Consider the following 17,163-nt stretch of genomic DNA (forward strand, 5'->3'; position numbering starts at 1 on the left):
TTTTCCAGGATTATTGGATGAGTGCGTCGGATTTGTGGACCAGAGACATGCTGGCACCTGTTGGCAGATTGCCTACTGAGCAGGTTCGGCAGTTGTCAGAGTCCGCTGATTTCGGCACAACGGTCACCGAGCATATGGTCATGCTGAATTGGTCGGCCGAGCAAGGTTGGCACGATGGGATCGTTTGCCCATTTGGTGACCTGACGATCAATCCTGTGATGTCGGGTTTGCACAATGGGCAGGTCGTGTTCGAAGGGCTCAAGGTGTTCCGGCAGTCCGACGGCGGACTGGCTGGTTTCCGTGTTGTCGACCACAGCCGACGATTGGCTGCCTCGGCGCACCGGCTTGCTTTGCCGGCGCTTCCTGAGGATCTGTTCATTGCTTCTATCAGCGAACTTTTACAGGTCGACGAGCGATGGATTCCCAATGGCGAGGACCGCAGCCTGTATGTGCGTCCAACGATCTTCGGCACGGAGTCGACTTTGGCGCTGCGCCCAGCGCGAACCTGCACCTATCTGCTGCTCGCATTCCCCACGTCGGCATTCTTCGGCCAGAAGGCCGGGTCGATCGCTGTGTGGGCGACAACAGACTATTCACGCGCTGCGCCCGGCGGGACAGGTGAAGCGAAATGCGCCGGCAATTATGCCGCTGGTTTCATTGCTCAGCAACAGGCGCTTGCGCACGATTGTCAGCAGGTTCTGTGGCTTGATGCTGCCGAGAAGCGATGGATTGAAGAGATGGGCGGGATGAATGTCTTTTGGATGGATGCAGGCGCTCTCGTGACCCCTCCTCTGAGTGGTACTTTGCTGCGTGGCATTACCCGTGATTCAATCCTCGCCCTGGCCGCGCGCATGGGAATTCCAGTCGAGCAGCGCCGGGTCTCGCTCGGGGAGTTCTGTCAGCGTGTCGCAGCCGGGAAAATAACGGAGGTATTCGCATGCGGCACCGCCGCCGTGATAGCACCAATCGGCCGCATTGCAACGACCGACGGCGATTTGTCGATCGGTGGCGGCCCGGTGACAACGCGACTGCGAAAAGTGTTGACGGATATTCAATACGGTCGCGCGGCTGATACCGAAGGCTGGATGTTTCCGTTTCGTTGGTAGTGGTGGAAGCGGTGCGAACAGTCGGAGATCGAGCCACTATCTGGTAAGTACGATTTCGTTCGGCGCTGAAGTCGGACGGTAATGGGATTGGAGCAGAGTGCGTTGAGCGTAGAATTTTCCCGAGAATCCGCGACAGAATTCAGCGAAACCGCGGCAGACCTGGCCGCCGCCGCGGCGTTGCTGGAGATCGGTGATCGTCTGGGGTTGCTGCCGTATCTCGACAAGGGGCAGTGGGTAACCGGCGACGAACTCGCGACGAGGACCGAATTGCCGGCTAGTGGTATCACCAACTACCTGGCCACGATGGCTGCCGCAGGCATAATGACGGAATCGGTCGACGACCCGGGACGATTTCAAGTAGTTCCGACCTTTCCCACGATACTGTACGAAGCGGGATACTTGTCCTGGGCGCTGACTGCCAACCGGCCGTTTATAGAAAATGCAGTGGAATTCCTGCAGTCGGCTTCCGACGCGGGTATACGACACCGACGTGACGGACGTCAAGTTGCGGTGAGCACTCAATGGGTTGGTTCGAAGGGCTTCTATCCGGCAACCCTTGAGACGTTGGTCGACGCACGGCCGAAACACCTGGTGGACCTGGGGTGTGGTACGGCCCGTCTGCTTATTGACATCCTGCTTCGGTTGAAAGATGCGACTGCGGTGGCGGTCGACGTCGATGCAGGGGCATGCCGGGAAGCGGCTAACGCTGCTAACCGGGCAGGAGTCGCCGACCGGCTGGAAGTGATACAGCGTTCCGTTCAATCGGTAGCTATCGATCCGGCACCGCTGGTAGGTGCGGATGCAATACACGGGGGGTTTGTTTTCCACGATATGTTTCCAGAGGAAGCGACGGTTGCGGACGGCGTGCTTGCCAGTTGCCGTGAGTCACTCCGGCCAGGCGGCTTGATGGCCATCACGGATGCCGTGCCATACGCTCCGGATCCCGGTGAACGTCGGTTCAGCGCACTTTTCACCTACTACCATCAACAATTCATGGGTCGCCAACTATTGCCCGAAGAAGAATGGATGAAGAAGCTGACCGATGCAGGTTTTTCCGATGTCGAATGCATTCGACATCGGCTTCCGACGGGTCGTCTGTTCGTCGGGAAAAAAATAGTTGTGTGAGACGGATAGACAGCAAGGAGACTCTACATGGCCAACCTGAAGCCGATTCTGGTTGCCGTCATCGGCACCGGGATGATCGGCATGGATCTGATCAGCAAGATCCATCGGTCGCCCCTACTGGAGTGCGGGCTGGTTGCCGGACGCAACCCGGGGTCCGAGGGTTTGCAGTATGCCGCCGGACTCGGTTATCGGACCAGCTCCGATGGAATTGATGTCGTGGTCGCAGCCGCGCGCCCATTCGATGTGGTCTTCGACGCCACCAATGCGCACTCCCACCTGGAACATTGGAATCTATTGGAACCTCTGGGCACGTTGGTGATCGATCTGACTCCCAGCAGACTGGGGGAGATGGTGGTTCCGACCGTGACCGGAACCCGCATACCGAATCGCCGCAATCTCAGTCTCATCAGTTGTGGCGGCCAGGCATCCGTCCCCATCGCACATGCACTCGGCCGACAATTCTCGGCACGGTATATCGAGGTAGTCACCACGGCGGCAAGCAGTATCGTCGGCCGCGCAACCCGGCTCAATCTCGATGAATATGTCGAGACCACTCAACATGCAGTCAGTGTCTTCAGCGGAGTGCGCGACACCAAGGCGATGGTCAACATCAGCGCCGCTGTTCCGCCCACGATCTTCCGGGTCGCCCTCTCAGCGGAGATTCTTGGAGCGAACGCAGCGACAGTGCATGCTGCAGTGGCCGCGGCGGCCGAGGAGGTTCGTGCGTTCGCGCCCGGATACGCCGTCACTGCGTGCACGGTCACCGACGAGCGGGTCTCCGTCGTGGTCGAGGTGACCGCTACGAGCGAGTTCATGCCCCGGTACGCCGGCAACCTCGACATCATCAACGCGGCCGCCATCCTGGTGGCCGAACAATATGCGGCTATGCAGAATTCGGCTGCCGCGTCTCAGATGGGCTAATGATGAATATTGTTGACAATAACACCGCGCGTGAGCCCGAGATCGTGATTCACGATTCGACACTGCGTGACGGACATCACGCGGTTCGGCACCAACTCAGCGCCGGTCAACTCCGCCGCTATGCTCAGGCATGTGACAAGGCCAGGATCCCTGTGGTCGAGGTGGGACATGGAAACGGACTCGGCGCTTCCTCCCTCCAGGTCGGTCGGGCTGCTCTCACCGATGATGAAATGTTGTCGACTGTGCGAGAAGCGTTACGGCACAGTCGAATGGGAGTGTTCATGCTGCCCGGTTGGGGTACCACTGGTGACCTGCGCAAGGCCCTGGCACACGGCGTCGATGTCGTGCGCATCGGCATCCATTGCACCGAGGCTACTGCAGCCGAACGCTATCTCGGATTCCTACACGACGCCCGCACCGAAGCACAGGGCGTACTCCTGATGAGCCACATGGCCACCTCGGAGCAGCTGGCCGAACAATGCACCTTGCTCGTGCAGTACGGCGCTCAAGCGGTCGGCATTCTCGACTCCGCGGGTCATCTCCTGCCATCCGAAGTCACCGAGCGAATCGGTGCGATCGCGGCAGCGGTCGACGTACCCGTCATCTTTCACGGACACAACAATCTCGGAATGGCCGTCGCAAATTCGGTCGCTGCCGTCCAGGCGGGAGCACGAATCATCGACGGCTGCGCGCGAGGCTTCGGTGCGGGAGCCGGCAATACGCAGCTTGAGGTCCTTGTACCGGTACTGGAACGACTTGGTTTACGCACCGGCATCGATCTCTACGCGTTGCTTGATGCTGCCGACCTCGCGGAGCGAGACCTGATGTCCGCTCCACCGTTCTCCGGCTCGCTCAGCATCGTGAGTGGGCTGGCGGGGGTGTTCTCGGGGTTCAAGCCTCGAGTACTCGAACTGGCCGCCCGCGCGGAGGTCGATCCGCGCGATGTCTTCTTCGAACTCGGCAGACGGCAGGCCATCGCGGGGCAGGAAGACCTCATCGCCGATGTAGTCGAGGAACTGCGTAACCGCACGGATCGGCGCCAATCTTCGGCACACTCACGGTCGTGACCACCAGCACTGTGTTCGATGAGGGTAAGTCGCTGACGGTGATGGTGCTCGGCACCAAGGACGGTTTTGGCGGCTCAGTACGAGCTGGGCCTGAGCATTCCTGCCCTCACGCAGAGCAGCGACCAGCATGCGCATCAATATGAAAGGAAGGACGACATTTCTCGAATACAACCGGCTTTGCCGGAATTTGTTTCGATATTCGTCGCGGCTGTCGACCGGGCATCAGTGGAAGGAATTGGGTGTGCTGTCGGACGCGGTACGGCGTGAACTGGCCGCTCAGCTCGCGGCCGCCGAGCGTGACCGGGTGCCGACCGAGCCGTTGGTCGCGCGGTATCGGGAGATCGACGTGGTCGATGCCTATGAGATCCAGCTGATCAACATCCGCTTCCGTACCGAGGGCGGTGCGCGGATCGTCGGTCACAAGGTCGGGCTGTCGTCGAAGGCGATGCAGCAGATGATGGGCGTCGACGAGCCGGATCACGGGCATTTGCTGGCGGAGATGCAGGTCTACGAGGATGTCGCGGTCGATACCTCGCGGTATCTGTGTCCGCGGGTCGAGGTGGAGGTCGGGTTTGTGCTGGGCGCGGATCTGCCGGGGGAGAGGTGTACCGAGGCGGATGTGCTCGCCGCGACTGTCGCCTACGCGCCCGCGATCGAGCTCATCGATAGCCGCATCGAGGACTGGAACATTGCGCTGTGCGACACGATCGCCGACAACGCGTCCTCGGCGGGATGGGTGCTCGGCCTGGGGCGAGCGCGGCCAGATCTCTTAGACATCAAGAAAATCGATGCTCAACTTACTCGAAACGGCGAAGTAGTCGCCGAGGGCCGCAGTGACGCTGTGCTCGGCGACCCGACCATCGCGGTCGCCTGGCTGGCCCGCAAGGTCGCCTCCTTCGGCGTGCGGTTGAGGGCGGGAGACATCGTGCTGCCCGGCTCGTGCACCTGCGCCGTCGACGCCCGCCCGGGTGACGTCTTCAACGCGGAATTCACCGGACTCGGTTCCGTCCGTTTGGAATTCGAGTAGTGCCTCGCACGTAGGCGGTTCGGGTTTCGGTGAATACCTTCCGGGGAGCGGAAGATAGTCGGCGGCGAGAGGCGGCGGCTCGGGCGGATCGAGAAGCTGTGGAGGCAGATACCTGACTTGGGTCAGATCTTGATCTTGGACAGGTCCGCAGGGCCGTGATCTGCAGTTTCGTCGTGGGGGCGGCCGGAATTCGCGCACTAATCAATGCCATTCGACACCGCGTGATCGCCTACAACCCCAGGACTGGTGATCTCCCAGACAGGGCATTCAAATACCCGTAGCCGGTATCTCGTGCACCCCGCCGGGGTATTGAGTGAACCCCGCTGGGGTATCGAAGAGTGCCTGCTTGGGTGGGAACTCTAGCGAAATGCCAGAGCTCAGCTAGACGACCTCCGGGATGTCAAGTCGACACGCGGGAGGTGGAAGTGAATTGCACGCCCGGAGTGAGTATTTGGGCAACGCGCCCTTCCACGGCGGCTGCCTACGACATCTATGTGCGCACTAAATTGACCCAACTCGGGAGAGGCGGCGGCTCGGGCGGATCGAGAAGCTGTGGAGGCAGATAGGGGACGCAGAGGAGCAGCCGTTCCGGTCGGTGGGTACACCAAGGGGCGACAGCCAGAACGAGCCACCGGCTACCAGCAGGTCATCGACGTCGCGGTGACATGGGCGGCACCCGCGCGACAGGCTGCGTATGGGTGCTTCAAGATCGCGTGCATCGCATTGTTGGCCGCAAACAACGGTACACGCCGCTGACCTCCCATACCGTCGCTGTCCTGCGGGGTGGCTACGGGCTCAGCCTGGCGAGCGCGACCCGCCACTGTTCCCTACACGGCATGGCACACCACTGACCACCGACGCGTCGAATGGCTCGTCGCCAAATACGCCATCGCAGCGACATGCCGATGCCCGTCGCTGACGAGCAAACAAGATCTTCACGAAGTCAGTCAAAGAACGCGCACGGGCTGGCATCAACGAGACAGGACATGTGTGTCCAGCTTGACCGAGTATGTCTGCCCGGTTTCACCACAGATCACGACACGTCGACACGTGGTGACCCCATGCCTTGTGGTGCGGCTATGCTCGCGGGTGAGCAGGCCGCGCACGCTCACCGTTCTGTTGCCCCGCCCACGCTGGTGGCGACGTCGATGAACCAAGGTCCTCCCAGGGGCCCGCGCTGATCGTTTCCTTCCCCCGTTGGCACCAATCGTCACGGGCAGGGCGGCGTGGGCCGCCTTGCCGGAAACGGACGACGATGCCGAAGAACGGCAGCTCCCGAAGCAAGCGCCGCGCCCGGCGCCTGGCGATCGAGCAGAACTCGCGCTACACCGAAGCGTTGCGGCATAGCAGTACCGGTGACCGTGAACCGGAGCAGGACGACGGTGGTGAGACGCCGACCCAGATCGGGCCGACCGCGCTGGATGCCTTGCACACCGCCGTAGAGCGAGTGAAAGCGATCGACCCCGCCGATGCGACTGCTGCGGTAGCAATCATCTACGAAGCGCTGTCGCTCACCGCCACCGCGAACACACTGATCCACGAAGCCCTGCTGGAATTCGGCGAGGTGTACTGGCCCGGGGAGAACTTCCTCGCCGATGCGCGGCGGCAGTACCTGGATCGGGCCGTGAAAGGGCTCGGGTCCGCGCTTCCCGCCTCGATACCGCCGCACGGTGCCAGCGGACGCCGGATAATCCGGGTGGATGGACATATGGGTCCGGGCTGGCGGACATGATTTCTCCGGATGGGCGGACGTCTGGGTCTCCGGGACACGCCTGAGTAAATGCGAAACGGGATCTCTTCGGGCGGGTTGGCTGAGTGGTGTGTGATCGCTCGCCAACTGCGTCGAAGGGATCCCGTTGACCAAGTCTGACAGGGAGATCATGGAGATTCTGGAAGCGTTCGATTTGACACGCTGCGCGCATTCGGCGGCAGCGTTGTCGGGGGTGGATGAGAAGACGGTGGCCCGGTATGTCGCGATCCGCGACGCGGGCCGCGATCCGCTGGTGAAACTGCCGCGGCCGAAGTCGATCGACCCGTTCGTGGGCAAGATCGAGGAGTGGGTCGACAAGTCCCAGGGCAAGGTGCGCGCTGATGTGGTGCATCAACGACTGCAGGCGATGGGGTTCACCGGCACCGACCGCTCGACGCGCCGCGCGGTCGCCGAGGCGAAGACGGCGTGGAAGGCCGGCCACCGCAGAAAATATCGGCCGTGGCTGCCCGAGCCGGGCATGTGGCTGCAATTCGACTGGGGTGAGGGCCCGAAGGTGGCTGGTCGGCGGACCCAGTTGTTCTGCGCCTGGCTGGCGTGGTCACGATATCGGGTGGTGATCCCGTCGTGGGATCAAACCCTGGGTTCGCTGGTGCTGGGCATTGATGTGACGTTGCGCCGGATCGGTGGCGCCCCAACGTATTTGCTCACCGACAACCCGAGAACGGTGACGGTGGACCGGATCGCAGGGCTGCCGGTGCGGCATCCGGAAATGGTCGCGGCCGGAAGGCATTACGGCTGCAAGGTGGAAACATGCGAGCCCTTCGATCCGGAGTCCAAGGGCGGCGCGGAACACACGGTGAAGATCGCGAAAGCCGATCTGGTGCCGACCACGGCGAATCTGCTGCCCGAGTATTCCTCGTTCACCGAGCTGGCGGATGCGTGCTGGGCGTGGTGTGAACGCATCAACGCCCGCCCGCATCGCGAGACCGGTGTCGCGCCGATCGCTCGCCTGGGGATCGAGCGTCAGCATCTGCATGTGCTGCCGGGCGAACCGCATGCGATCGCTCTGGGTGAGGAACGCCTCGTCGGTGACGACCAGACTGTTCGATGGGGGTCGGTGCGGTATTCGACCCCGGACGGGCACCAGGGCGCCAAGGTGTGGTGCCGCGTCGCCGGTGAGGAGTTGGTCATCACCGCCCGAACCCCGCACGGGCTGGCCGAGATTGCCCGCCACCAGCTTTCGACGCCCGGTAATCCGCGCATCCTCGACGAGCACTATCCCCATCACGCGGGCGGGGATCTACCGCGGGTGCGGAAATTGCGGCCTCGGACGGTTGAGGAGATCGCGTTTCTCGACCTCGGTGAAGGCGCCCGCCGCTGGCTCACCGAAGCCTCGGCCACCGGGGTGTCGCGGATCCGGGCGAAGATGACCCGGGCTCTCGAGCTCGCCGCTATCACCGGGGCCGATGCGGTCGACGAAGCTCTCGGTGCCGCTGCGGTCGCCGGACGGTTCGACGACGGCGACACCGCCGCCATCCTCGATCACCTCGCCAAGTTCTCCAGCCTCGCCGACGTCGTGCGCGCCGACGAGGCGCATTCGGTCCAACCCGGGACCGCGGGCTGGGGGAGGTTCGGAGCATGAGCCACCCGAAAGCCCCGGCGCTGCCCGACGAACTGGAAGCGATCTGCCGCCGGATGCGGCTGCCGTATCTGCGCAAGGCCGCACCCGATGTCCTGGCCACCGCCCGCGCCCAACGCTGGGACCCCGCAGAGGTAGTTCGGGTACTACTCAACGAGGAGGTCACCGGACGCAACTCCGCCACCCGCCGCCAACGCCGCAAACGCGCGAATTTCCCCACTGGCAAGACGTTTTCGTCGTGGCTGCCGGAGGAGTCAACGATCTCCGAAGCAACGCAGAATGCGCTTTCCACTCTGGAATGGGTTGGGCGACATGAGAATTTAGCTGTCGCTGGCCCCTCCGGCACGGGCAAGAGTCACTTCGTCGAAGCCCTCGCGCATTCGGCGATCGAGAAAGATCTGCGGGTGTCGTGGTTCACCCTCGAATCCCTGGCCACCATGATCGGCAAGGCCAAGGTCGACGGCTCGATCGCTCGCGCGGTTGCCCGCATCTGCTCTTGCGATCTGATCGTGGTTGATGACATTGGCATGTTGCCGGTTGGCGCTGACGCCGCCGAAGCGTTCTACCGTGTCATCGACGCCGCCTACGAGCGGCGTTCTATCGCGGTGACCAGCAATATCCACCCCAGCGGATTCGATTCGATCATGCCCAAAACTTTGGCCACCGCGACCGTCGATCGGCTCCTGCATCATGCGCACCTGGTGCTGACGAAAGGTGATTCCCACCGGCTGGCCGAAGCATTCGCCGGCAAGGGGGTGACGCCACTGACCTGACCTGATTCAGCCGGAGAACTGATGTCCACCGGCCCGAAGATCTGCTGTCCACCCAACCGGACCCGTCAAGTCCACCCGCCCGGAGGTCCCGCTGCCCGTTGACACACGGGCGGGTAACGATGTTGACGTCCCCGGACGTAGCGCCGCAGGTCTACGAGCCGTACCAGCCGGACGGCTACGACGGAGTGGTCTGCGACGCGGATCCGACGGAGAAGGCTCGCCAGCTGCTTCTGTTCCGCACGCAGAGCGTCGCGCTGGCGAACAAGTCGGTGTGGGTGCAGCTCGGTGTTCTGCTCGGTCGCGTACTCGGCTGTGTCCGAGATCCTGAGCAGCGCAAAGCATGCCGGATTGCGGCGGTGCTGGTGGAGGAGATATTGCACCCGAGCTCGGATGCGGCCCGTCGTGACATCAACCAGCGAATCCTCGCCATCACTGTAGGCCGCCGCAGTGCCGCCGAACTGGTTTCCGACGAAGTGCTGATGCAGCTGTCGCACGCGTCGGTAGCCGCAACGGCACAGCATAATAGCTGGTCCCCGATGTCTGCCGTTTCGGTCGCACTTGAACACGCCGACCGTGACTGGACGCCGGCGCGCTGGGGCTATAGGTCCGAACTGAAACTGCTTGCCGCGACCAAGGAGTTCTCGATCCGCCGTCTGCCGCGCAAGGGCCAGGAGGTGATGGAGATCCGAGCACGCCGCCGCACCGGACAGACTGGCACTGGACAGTAGCCGGTTCTCCGGACCGACACTCGGCCTCCGAAAATTGGATCAGGTTTGCTGGATCGTGCGATTCGGTGCCTGAGTGGCCAGCAACCAGGCTAGCGCGCGGCTCGCCGGTGCTCGGTGATGGCGGTGCGGAGTGTTGCGGGGTTCGACGATTCTTCATGGGCAGCGGATGTGCAGTCATGGTGATGGCTCATGTGGTGTGAGAATGACGATGGCCTGGGGGCGTCGCGCGCCGACTAGGGCTGTCCACTCGGCGTGGACTGGAATCCATGGGCGTGAGGGCGTGAACCTGACTTTCAATTCGGCGGTGGCGCCGGTGGCACCGCGGTGCAGCTCCGCGCAGCATCGAGCAATGGCGGCGGCGCTGTCGTTGTCGATCTGGGGATTCTGGTGACTCCATGGCTCGAGAGGGCCTGGACCGAGACAGATCCAGCGATTGATGAGGCAGGTTCCGAGATCGACGCGCGCGATCGCGTGAGTCGTCGGGCCGGGGTAGCCGGCGAGTGTGACCGAGTCCACATGCGGCGGCGGTGGTGGCTGCAGGGTCGTGATGTCGTGGACGATGGCGCGCACGCGGCGCTTGCCGGGCTCGATATGGACTCGGGCCACGATGCGCAGATGGCGGCGGATCATGCTGAATCGGCCCGGAGTCGTTACCGTTCCTATCCATCGATCCGCTGTGGACGCTCGATCGAATAGATCGAGGAAGCCGAGAAAGTCGTCGAACCCGTCGATGTGACTCAGGAGATCGGGCAATGTGTACTGCGGTCGGGACAATTGCGTGGGGATCCCGAGCTGTCGTTCCAGCGTCGTTTTGAGTTCGGCGACACCGGTTGTGGCGTCCCACTCGACTGTGCCAACGGGTGCCCGCAGGGGCGGCTTCTGGGTCGGCGTGCCGGTCCAGAGTTGGACGGCATGAACCGCGCCTGATGGGCCAACGGCAGGAACGACGTGGATGGTCAACGGGTGGGTGCCCGGGATGTCGCGGTACTGACGTCTCCGTGTGAGGAGGCATTGATGCACAAGTGCCGGCATTGCGGTCGATGCCCGCCTGCTCTGGGCGATCCGCGTACGGTCGAGTCTCCCAAGGGATTTGAGGTTTCCACCTTCGGCGACTACAACTGCCTCGCCATTGTCGGCCAACGTTTCGGCGAGAACCCAACCCAGCAACTGAGGCTGGGGCTCGAGTGCAGGTGCCGCAGTGTCCTGACTTGGGACTGCCGCACGTCGACGTGGCAGTCGTGCCGGTGAAGGGCAGTGCTCGGCGGTTACGGCCCGCTGGTCTTCGTGGGTCCTTGGCGATGGCGTGGTGCGGACGGCCCGACGCGGAAGGTGATTGGTGGGATTGGCGTCGGGGTGTGGGTTGGTGGTCATCGCGGGCCTCCTCCTGGGTTCGATTCCACGGATCGATCCGCGCGGCACCGGAGGGTGAACCCCGTGCGCTACGGAGCGATTGCGCGGGACACGCGACAAAGGGGCGCGTGTCGAACCTCGGTGAGGTACGCATGAGCAGCCGCCGGGCAAGCGCCGAAGGGGCGTCTCGCACCACTCCGGGTGGAGTGGGAGCTGCTGGCTCACCTGTAATTATTACTCCGAACCATCTGTGATGTCGAACACTTTCTTGCGAAATGCTTGCTTTTTCGGCATTGACCAGAATCTTGTGCAATCGGGTCGCTATTGTCACGAACATGACGGGGCGGATCACCACAGATATGAGGCAGGCACCATCGCGTCGACGCACGCTCGTTGCGTGCGCGCTGATCGGCATCGGGGCACTGGCGGGGACGGTGGCGATCCTGCTACCGACCTACGCGGTACCGCAGCTACGCAAGATCCCGCTCGATGTCTCGGCCAACACCGTCTCCGAAGCACCCGAGTCCCAGCTGGTCGACGCGGCCGCCACAGCCAGCGGACACGCACGCACCGAAACCGGTGTGCCGCTGCGTTTCCGCGTGTACGTCACCATAGAAGAACCTTCGGACGCCCACCTGGTCACCGTGCAAGCGGCGACCTCGATGACCCGCACGGACAAGCCCGCCGATCAGCCATTCATCAGCGCCTCGGTGGATCGGGTCACCCTCGATCGGGTCACCGCGATGCCAGTCGCGGACCCGCCCAGTCAGGTGGCGGTGGTGACCACCCGGCCGCCGGATCTCACACCGGACCGCGCCGGGATCCAGTACAAGTTCCCGTTCGACGTACAGCGGCGAAGCTATCCGTTCTTCGACATGACCAGCCGTACAACACATCCCATCGATTACGTCGACGACGATCGCGTGATCGACGGAATGCGGCTGCGGCACTTCCATCAGCGGCTGGCACCGATCAACCTGCGCCCCGGCCAGCCCGAGGCCAAGCTCACCCTGTCCGCGGCCGCGTGGGGCCTGCCGGACGTGCCCGCGGACCAGCAGGTCACCTTCGATCTGTACTTCGAGATCGAGCGCGACGTATGGGTCGAGCCGCTCTCGGGTGCGATGGTCGCCGTGCAGGAACATCTGCACCGGTTCCTCGCGCGCAGCGTCGATGATCCGCACGCGCTGACCACACTGGACGCGCGCACCACCTTCGACCAGGCCACCCTCGATCACACCGCCAAGCTGGCCCGCGACGCGCGCACCCAGCTGCTGTGGGCGGGCCGCTATGGGCCGATCCTGCTGGGCGCGGCCGGGGCCGTGCTGATCGTGGCCGGAATCGTGCTCGGTGTCAGCGCTTCACGGCAGCGGCGACGAACAGAAGCAGGCCCGCAGGACACCTCAGCCCCGTGAGGTGTCCTCGGCGCCCTCGATGGTGATCGAATCTGGGTAGACGATGCCGACGCCGATCGTTTTCGAAACGACGGGATCCAGCAGCATACCGAGGAAGTTTCCGGCCATCCATCCCCCGCCCGCCGCGCGGGTGCGGGCCCGCCCGCGCACCGGCTGCCCGGTCGCGACGATCTGATAGATCCAACCGATGACCTGGGGTAAATCGTCCGGGTGGATGCCGGGAGTCTGGCCGGTGCTCACGCCGTGCCCAGCGCCGGGTGGATGCGGGGTCAGCCATCGCATGACGTAGGGGGCGGTCGGCCAGGTGATATCCCCGATGACCGCGTAGACGCCCACTTCTTCCAACAACACCTGGAGCAGTGTGTGCTCGATCAGGTCGACTCGCTGCTTGGCCGGGTCGTCGAACTGGGTGATGTCGCGGCAGACCCCTTGCAGCCGGGGCCCGACCGGTGTGGTCACGTAGCGCTGCGCGTATTGCAGGCGGCGAAGTGACCCCCCGTCAGGGCATACGATCACCGTGCCGTGCGAGTGATCGCCCGGCGCGGCGGTCTTGATCTTGGTGTCCAGGTCGATCAAGTCACTCACCCGCTCGATCCGGGTGAAATAGTCGGCCGGACCGTAGGTGCTTCGATCGCGAAATTTTTGGTCGATACCAAGCAGGTCCAGCGCGGAGGTGGTCAACTGCAACCGGGGCGGGCGATCCTCGAGTCCCAGCTCCCACTCCCAGACGCCGATCGGATCCGGTGGGCCGGGGTTGTCCTCGGCGGATCCGAACCAGCATTGGACGGCCACGACCGACCCTGTTGGTCCAATGGTCGGCGCCGCGAACCCGAACCGCCCGCCGAGGGTTTCCACCGCAGCCGGCGGTACCGGCCGCGTCACCGGTTCCCGGGCCGAGATCGCTTCCTCGATGACACCGCTGACCGTGTCTTTCACTGGGCCGCGGAACATGCTGCTGATCTTGCGCATATCGCGCGGACGATCACCCTCGGCGATGACGGTGGGATCATCTCCCATCGTCTCGACGAGCAACCACTGTCCAGCCAATTGATCCGACGCCATCCCGATCACCGCCTCGCAGTCGTGTCCAGCTGTTTTCGCTGGTCACAAGCTTAGAGCAGGGGTCTGGCCGTAACGGGAGCGGCGCGGCCGGTGCGGGTTTTCCAGGCGTGCCGCACGTCGCGGCGCAGCCACACCGCCATCGCGAGCGCCAGGGCGCCGATCATGCCGGGAGCGCCGAACAGCCGGCAGAGCACCCACACGTCGGTCGAAAAATTGTAGGCGACAAACAGATTCGCGAATCCGAGGAAAATCAAAAACGACACCCAGATCCATTGCAGCCGTGTCCATGTCGGCGCGGGCAAACTCAGCCAGCGGCCCAGGGCGGCGTGGATTGCGTTGGTGCCCAATCCCACTTGGGTACCGATCAATGCGGCCGCGCATGTCCAGTAGAACGCGCTGGGCCGCCATTTGATGAACAGCGGGTCGCGGAACAGCAGCGTGGCGCCACCGAGTACCAGCACCAGGGCCAGGCCGATCCATTGGATTCGTGTCGGGCGCCGTCGCATCACCAGGGTGGTCAGCACCTCGAGGGTGACTCCGGCCATCAGGACGACCGTCGCCACGAAGATGTTCCACACCAGATAGCTCGCGACGAACGCCACCAGCAGCGCGCCGTTGTAGATAAGCCTGACCGCCACCACATCGACCTCCCGCGTGTGCTCGGTTCCTGTTGTCGCGAACTCCCGGTCTCAGCCCAGCTCGGCGCCGACGATCTGGCCGGCCTCACTGGTCTGTCCGATCTTCTGGCCGAGGCGGTTGAAACGTCGCTCGGTGACATCGAATCCGCCGTCGTGCCGGATCCGCAGCACCGTCGACGCTCTGGTGCCGTAGATCCCGAGCCGCACGAACCGCGCCGAGAGCGGTTTACCGAGCAGCGGGGAGACCGGGGCGGGCGGTAGCGCACGCCACGGTGCCATCCGCCGATCGGCGAGAACATCGAGGTAGGCCTCGATCCAGCCGCGGCCGCCGTCATCGGCGGACATCACCCGCTCGAACTCGGCGCTGCCGCCCACCGTTTTAGGCCAGCGGGTGTCGAGTTCGGCGTTGCTGAGTGTGTGAATCCCTGGCGTCACTGCCTCGTTCGGTCGTTCGGTGCGGTTCGAGGCCCACCACAGCTCACCGGCACCGACATCGCCGACCAGCAGGTTGAACCCGCCGTAGCGGGCCTGCTCGGGTGCCAGTGCGGCGGTGAAATTCGCCGGTGTCTGGGTCGATGCCGCGAACTCAGGGACCAGGACACCGCGGGACACTGTCGGGCGCACGGCGAGCGGGGCGCGGTCGCGGACATTCGTGACCACGCCGAACCGGCCGGCGGTGTTGACCCCCATCCAGGTTCCGCCGCTGGGAACGTCCAGACCGGCCAGCAACGGCGCGCCGCACATCGTTCGCCAGGCCAGCGGAGCGGCAGCGAATCGATAGAGTTCGTCACGGTTCGCCGCGACAACCACGGCGTAGATCGGATGGGTACGCCACCCCATCAACACCAGACACATGACCGCGCTCCTGCCTTCACCTCGATGTGCTGCGACAATGCCGCCGGTCTATCGAGCGTATCGACACGAGGGCTAAACGGGGACGTGATCAGACACGGACATCGAAAACTCGTTAGCCGATCGATAACCGTGGAAAGGTTGGCGGATGAAGTACAACCGTCGTGCCGCCGTTGTAGTAGCGGCGGCGGGGATCGCGAGTTTCGCGGCGCCGGTCGTTGCTGCCGGAGCCGACCCGGTGCCATGCCAGGAGATCACCGTGCCGGTGGTGCTCGGCGAGTCACCCGGCTGGATCGCGGGCACGCTGTGCATGCCGGCCGGTGAGGCGACGACACGAATCCAGGTGCTCGTCCCCGGGCTGACCTACAACCGCACATACTTCGATTTCCCCGATCCCGAGTACTCCTACGTGCAGTACATGGCCCAGCACGGTGAGGCGACGCTGGCCATCGATCGCCTCGGCACCGGCCAGTCGTGGCATCCACCAAGCGGGAGAGTCACTTTCGCGGCGCACGTCAGCACGGTGCAACAGGTGATCCAGGCCATTCGCGCCGGGACGATCGCACCGAACGTGACATCGGTCGTGCTCGTAGGGCACAGTTACGGCTCTGCCGTCGCGTCCGCGGTCGCCTCCACACCCGGACTGGTCGACGCACTGATCGTCACCAGCACTGGGCACTCATGGCTGGCCAATATTGCGTTGGCGGCTTCGCCGGTCACCATGTGGCCCGCGGCGATGGAGCGCCGATTCCGCGGTCAGGGACTCGATCCCGGGTATCTCACCACGTGGCCGGGCCTGACCGTGGTCATCGTTCCCGATAGCGGGCACGTGCTCAACCTCGATCGATCCCGGATGATCGGATGGACAGCAGCGCTCACCTTCCTGAACTAGCGGATGTGTAAGGCGCACTGCGGTTTTCGGAATGATCTGCACGGCCCCAGGATTCGCTGAGTCGACGTGGCGGCAGTAGATGAGGTAGCACCGTGAGCTGCCGGGAGAGATGACTGGATGCGAGTGGTCCGGGTCGAGAATTTTGTAGGGCTGAAACTCATTCGCGGCCCCCAGCTTTCGTCAGTGAAGAGCGCGTAGAGGTGGCGGCCGAGGATCTTCTGGAGGGGATAGTCGGAATTGTCGATAATACTGTGCCAGTACGGCTTTCGGCACAGCACGTAATGCCAATCATAGGAGATCACCCGGGGTACAGCTCCGCCCCAGGTGATCGGCAGCAGGGACTTCACTGCCGGTACAGCTCGGCGGCGGGCACGGTCGTGGGGGAGTCGGTCGGCGGTGAGCAGTCCAGCAACGATCCGGTGCTCGCTGATCTGGCGGTCGATCAGCGCGTGGGTCATGCACCGGATGTCGCAGCAGCCTCTGATCGGCAGGAGCCTAGAAGTTGAACTCCCCGTCGTCCGCGCCGCGGATGAAAGCGGCCCATTCGCCGTCATCGAAATGTAACGCGATGTCCTGAGCTGCGGACTTCATCAGGGCGCCACTGTCAGCGGATGCAAGGGTAAGTTCACCGATTTGGCCCCACGTACTGGTACCGAGCGGCGGCAACCACGCTGCTCCAGGTGCTTTGGTCGATCGCGATGGTGCCTGCTGCGCGGTGTTTGCTGTGTCTGACGTAGACGTACTCCGCGGTCGGGGCTACCTCGACACGATTCTCCGGGCCGAGTGATTACTCGACGGGTTCGACGTTGAGCAGCGGGGCGACTTTGAGACCGATCGTCCAGTCACTTGTTGATCGGGTA

At 63.6% G+C, this 17,163-nt stretch carries 15 protein-coding genes and 2 pseudogenes; 11 read left to right on the forward strand and 6 right to left on the reverse strand.

Going from position 1 to position 17,163, the window contains the following annotated elements; genetic code table 11:
• Window positions 1–17: 17 nt before the first annotated feature.
• The 9 genes from OG203_RS35050 (at window position 18) to OG203_RS35090 (ending at window position 10,097) form a co-directional block, all read left to right on the forward strand.
• Window positions 18–1,106, forward strand: a complete 1,089-nt coding sequence (locus tag OG203_RS35050) for a branched-chain amino acid aminotransferase (protein ID WP_405161495.1) — start codon at window positions 18–20, stop codon at window positions 1,104–1,106.
• Window positions 1,107–1,187: 81 nt separating this feature from the next.
• A complete protein-coding gene (locus OG203_RS35055) occupies window positions 1,188–2,231 on the forward strand; it encodes a methyltransferase (protein WP_405161496.1) in 1,044 nt (347 codons plus the stop codon).
• Between the two features lie 27 nt (window positions 2,232–2,258).
• Window positions 2,259–3,152: an acetaldehyde dehydrogenase (acetylating) gene (locus OG203_RS35060; RefSeq protein ID WP_405161497.1), complete on the forward strand. Its 894-nt coding sequence runs from the start codon at window positions 2,259–2,261 to the stop codon at window positions 3,150–3,152.
• 2 nt (window positions 3,153–3,154) lie between these two features.
• The gene (gene dmpG, locus OG203_RS35065; protein WP_405161498.1) at window positions 3,155–4,219 is read left to right on the forward strand and encodes a 4-hydroxy-2-oxovalerate aldolase; all 1,065 of its coding nucleotides are present in this window, start codon (window positions 3,155–3,157) and stop codon (window positions 4,217–4,219) included.
• 241 nt (window positions 4,220–4,460) lie between these two features.
• Entirely contained in the window at window positions 4,461–5,246 is a 786-nt protein-coding gene (locus OG203_RS35070; RefSeq protein WP_405168108.1) for a 2-keto-4-pentenoate hydratase, read from the forward strand.
• Between the two features lie 1,255 nt (window positions 5,247–6,501).
• Window positions 6,502–6,978, forward strand: coding sequence for a hypothetical protein (locus OG203_RS35075; RefSeq protein WP_405161499.1), 477 nt, complete (start codon window positions 6,502–6,504; stop codon window positions 6,976–6,978).
• A gap of 148 nt (window positions 6,979–7,126) precedes the next feature.
• Window positions 7,127–8,599 (forward strand): IS21 family transposase, encoded by a 1,473-nt coding sequence (gene istA / locus OG203_RS35080; RefSeq protein ID WP_405167889.1) that lies wholly within the window; start codon window positions 7,127–7,129, stop codon window positions 8,597–8,599.
• Entirely contained in the window at window positions 8,596–9,369 is a 774-nt protein-coding gene (istB, locus tag OG203_RS35085; protein WP_405160819.1) for an IS21-like element helper ATPase IstB, read from the forward strand. The genes istA and istB overlap by 4 nt, the downstream gene beginning before the upstream one ends.
• A 119-nt stretch (window positions 9,370–9,488) precedes the next feature.
• Window positions 9,489–10,097: a hypothetical protein gene (locus tag OG203_RS35090; protein WP_405161500.1), complete on the forward strand. Its 609-nt coding sequence runs from the start codon at window positions 9,489–9,491 to the stop codon at window positions 10,095–10,097.
• A gap of 174 nt (window positions 10,098–10,271) precedes the next feature.
• Here OG203_RS35090 and OG203_RS35095 read toward each other — a convergent pair whose 3' ends face one another.
• Entirely contained in the window at window positions 10,272–10,727 is a 456-nt protein-coding gene (locus OG203_RS35095; RefSeq protein ID WP_405168206.1) for a hypothetical protein, read from the reverse strand.
• 252 nt (window positions 10,728–10,979) lie between these two features.
• Window positions 10,980–11,468 (reverse strand): annotated as a pseudogene (locus OG203_RS35100) (GAF domain-containing protein); the annotation flags it as partial.
• 338 nt (window positions 11,469–11,806) lie between these two features.
• On the opposite strand from OG203_RS35100, the gene OG203_RS35105 reads away from it, so the two are divergent.
• Window positions 11,807–12,859: a DUF3068 domain-containing protein gene (locus OG203_RS35105; RefSeq protein ID WP_405161501.1), complete on the forward strand. Its 1,053-nt coding sequence runs from the start codon at window positions 11,807–11,809 to the stop codon at window positions 12,857–12,859.
• Here OG203_RS35105 and OG203_RS35110 read toward each other — a convergent pair.
• From OG203_RS35110 to OG203_RS35120, 3 genes are read right to left on the reverse strand one after another with little or no spacing between them, the layout of a single operon-like run.
• A complete protein-coding gene (locus tag OG203_RS35110) occupies window positions 12,848–13,921 on the reverse strand; it encodes a GAF domain-containing protein (protein WP_405161502.1) in 1,074 nt (357 codons plus the stop codon). The genes OG203_RS35105 and OG203_RS35110 overlap by 12 nt on opposite strands.
• Window positions 13,922–13,971: 50 nt before the next feature.
• Complete coding sequence (locus OG203_RS35115) at window positions 13,972–14,559, reverse strand: inner membrane-spanning protein YciB (protein ID WP_405161503.1); 588 nt, start codon at window positions 14,557–14,559, stop codon at window positions 13,972–13,974.
• A gap of 51 nt (window positions 14,560–14,610) precedes the next feature.
• On the reverse strand, window positions 14,611–15,414 hold the full coding sequence (locus OG203_RS35120; RefSeq protein WP_405161504.1) for an NRDE family protein: 804 nt from the start codon (window positions 15,412–15,414) through the stop codon (window positions 14,611–14,613).
• 145 nt (window positions 15,415–15,559) lie between these two features.
• Between OG203_RS35120 and OG203_RS35125 the strand changes: the two genes are divergently transcribed.
• Window positions 15,560–16,303 carry an alpha/beta hydrolase gene (locus OG203_RS35125; protein WP_405161505.1) on the forward strand — a complete coding sequence of 248 codons (744 nt, stop codon included), beginning with the start codon at window positions 15,560–15,562 and terminating at the stop codon, window positions 16,301–16,303.
• Between the two features lie 625 nt (window positions 16,304–16,928).
• Here OG203_RS35125 and OG203_RS35130 read toward each other — a convergent pair.
• Window positions 16,929–17,066, reverse strand: a pseudogene (locus OG203_RS35130) (hypothetical protein); the annotation flags it as partial.
• Between the last annotated feature and the right edge of the window lie 97 nt (window positions 17,067–17,163).

The sequence above is a fragment of the Nocardia sp. NBC_01499 genome (assembly GCF_045040275.1).
GTDB lineage: Bacteria > Actinomycetota > Actinomycetes > Mycobacteriales > Mycobacteriaceae > Nocardia.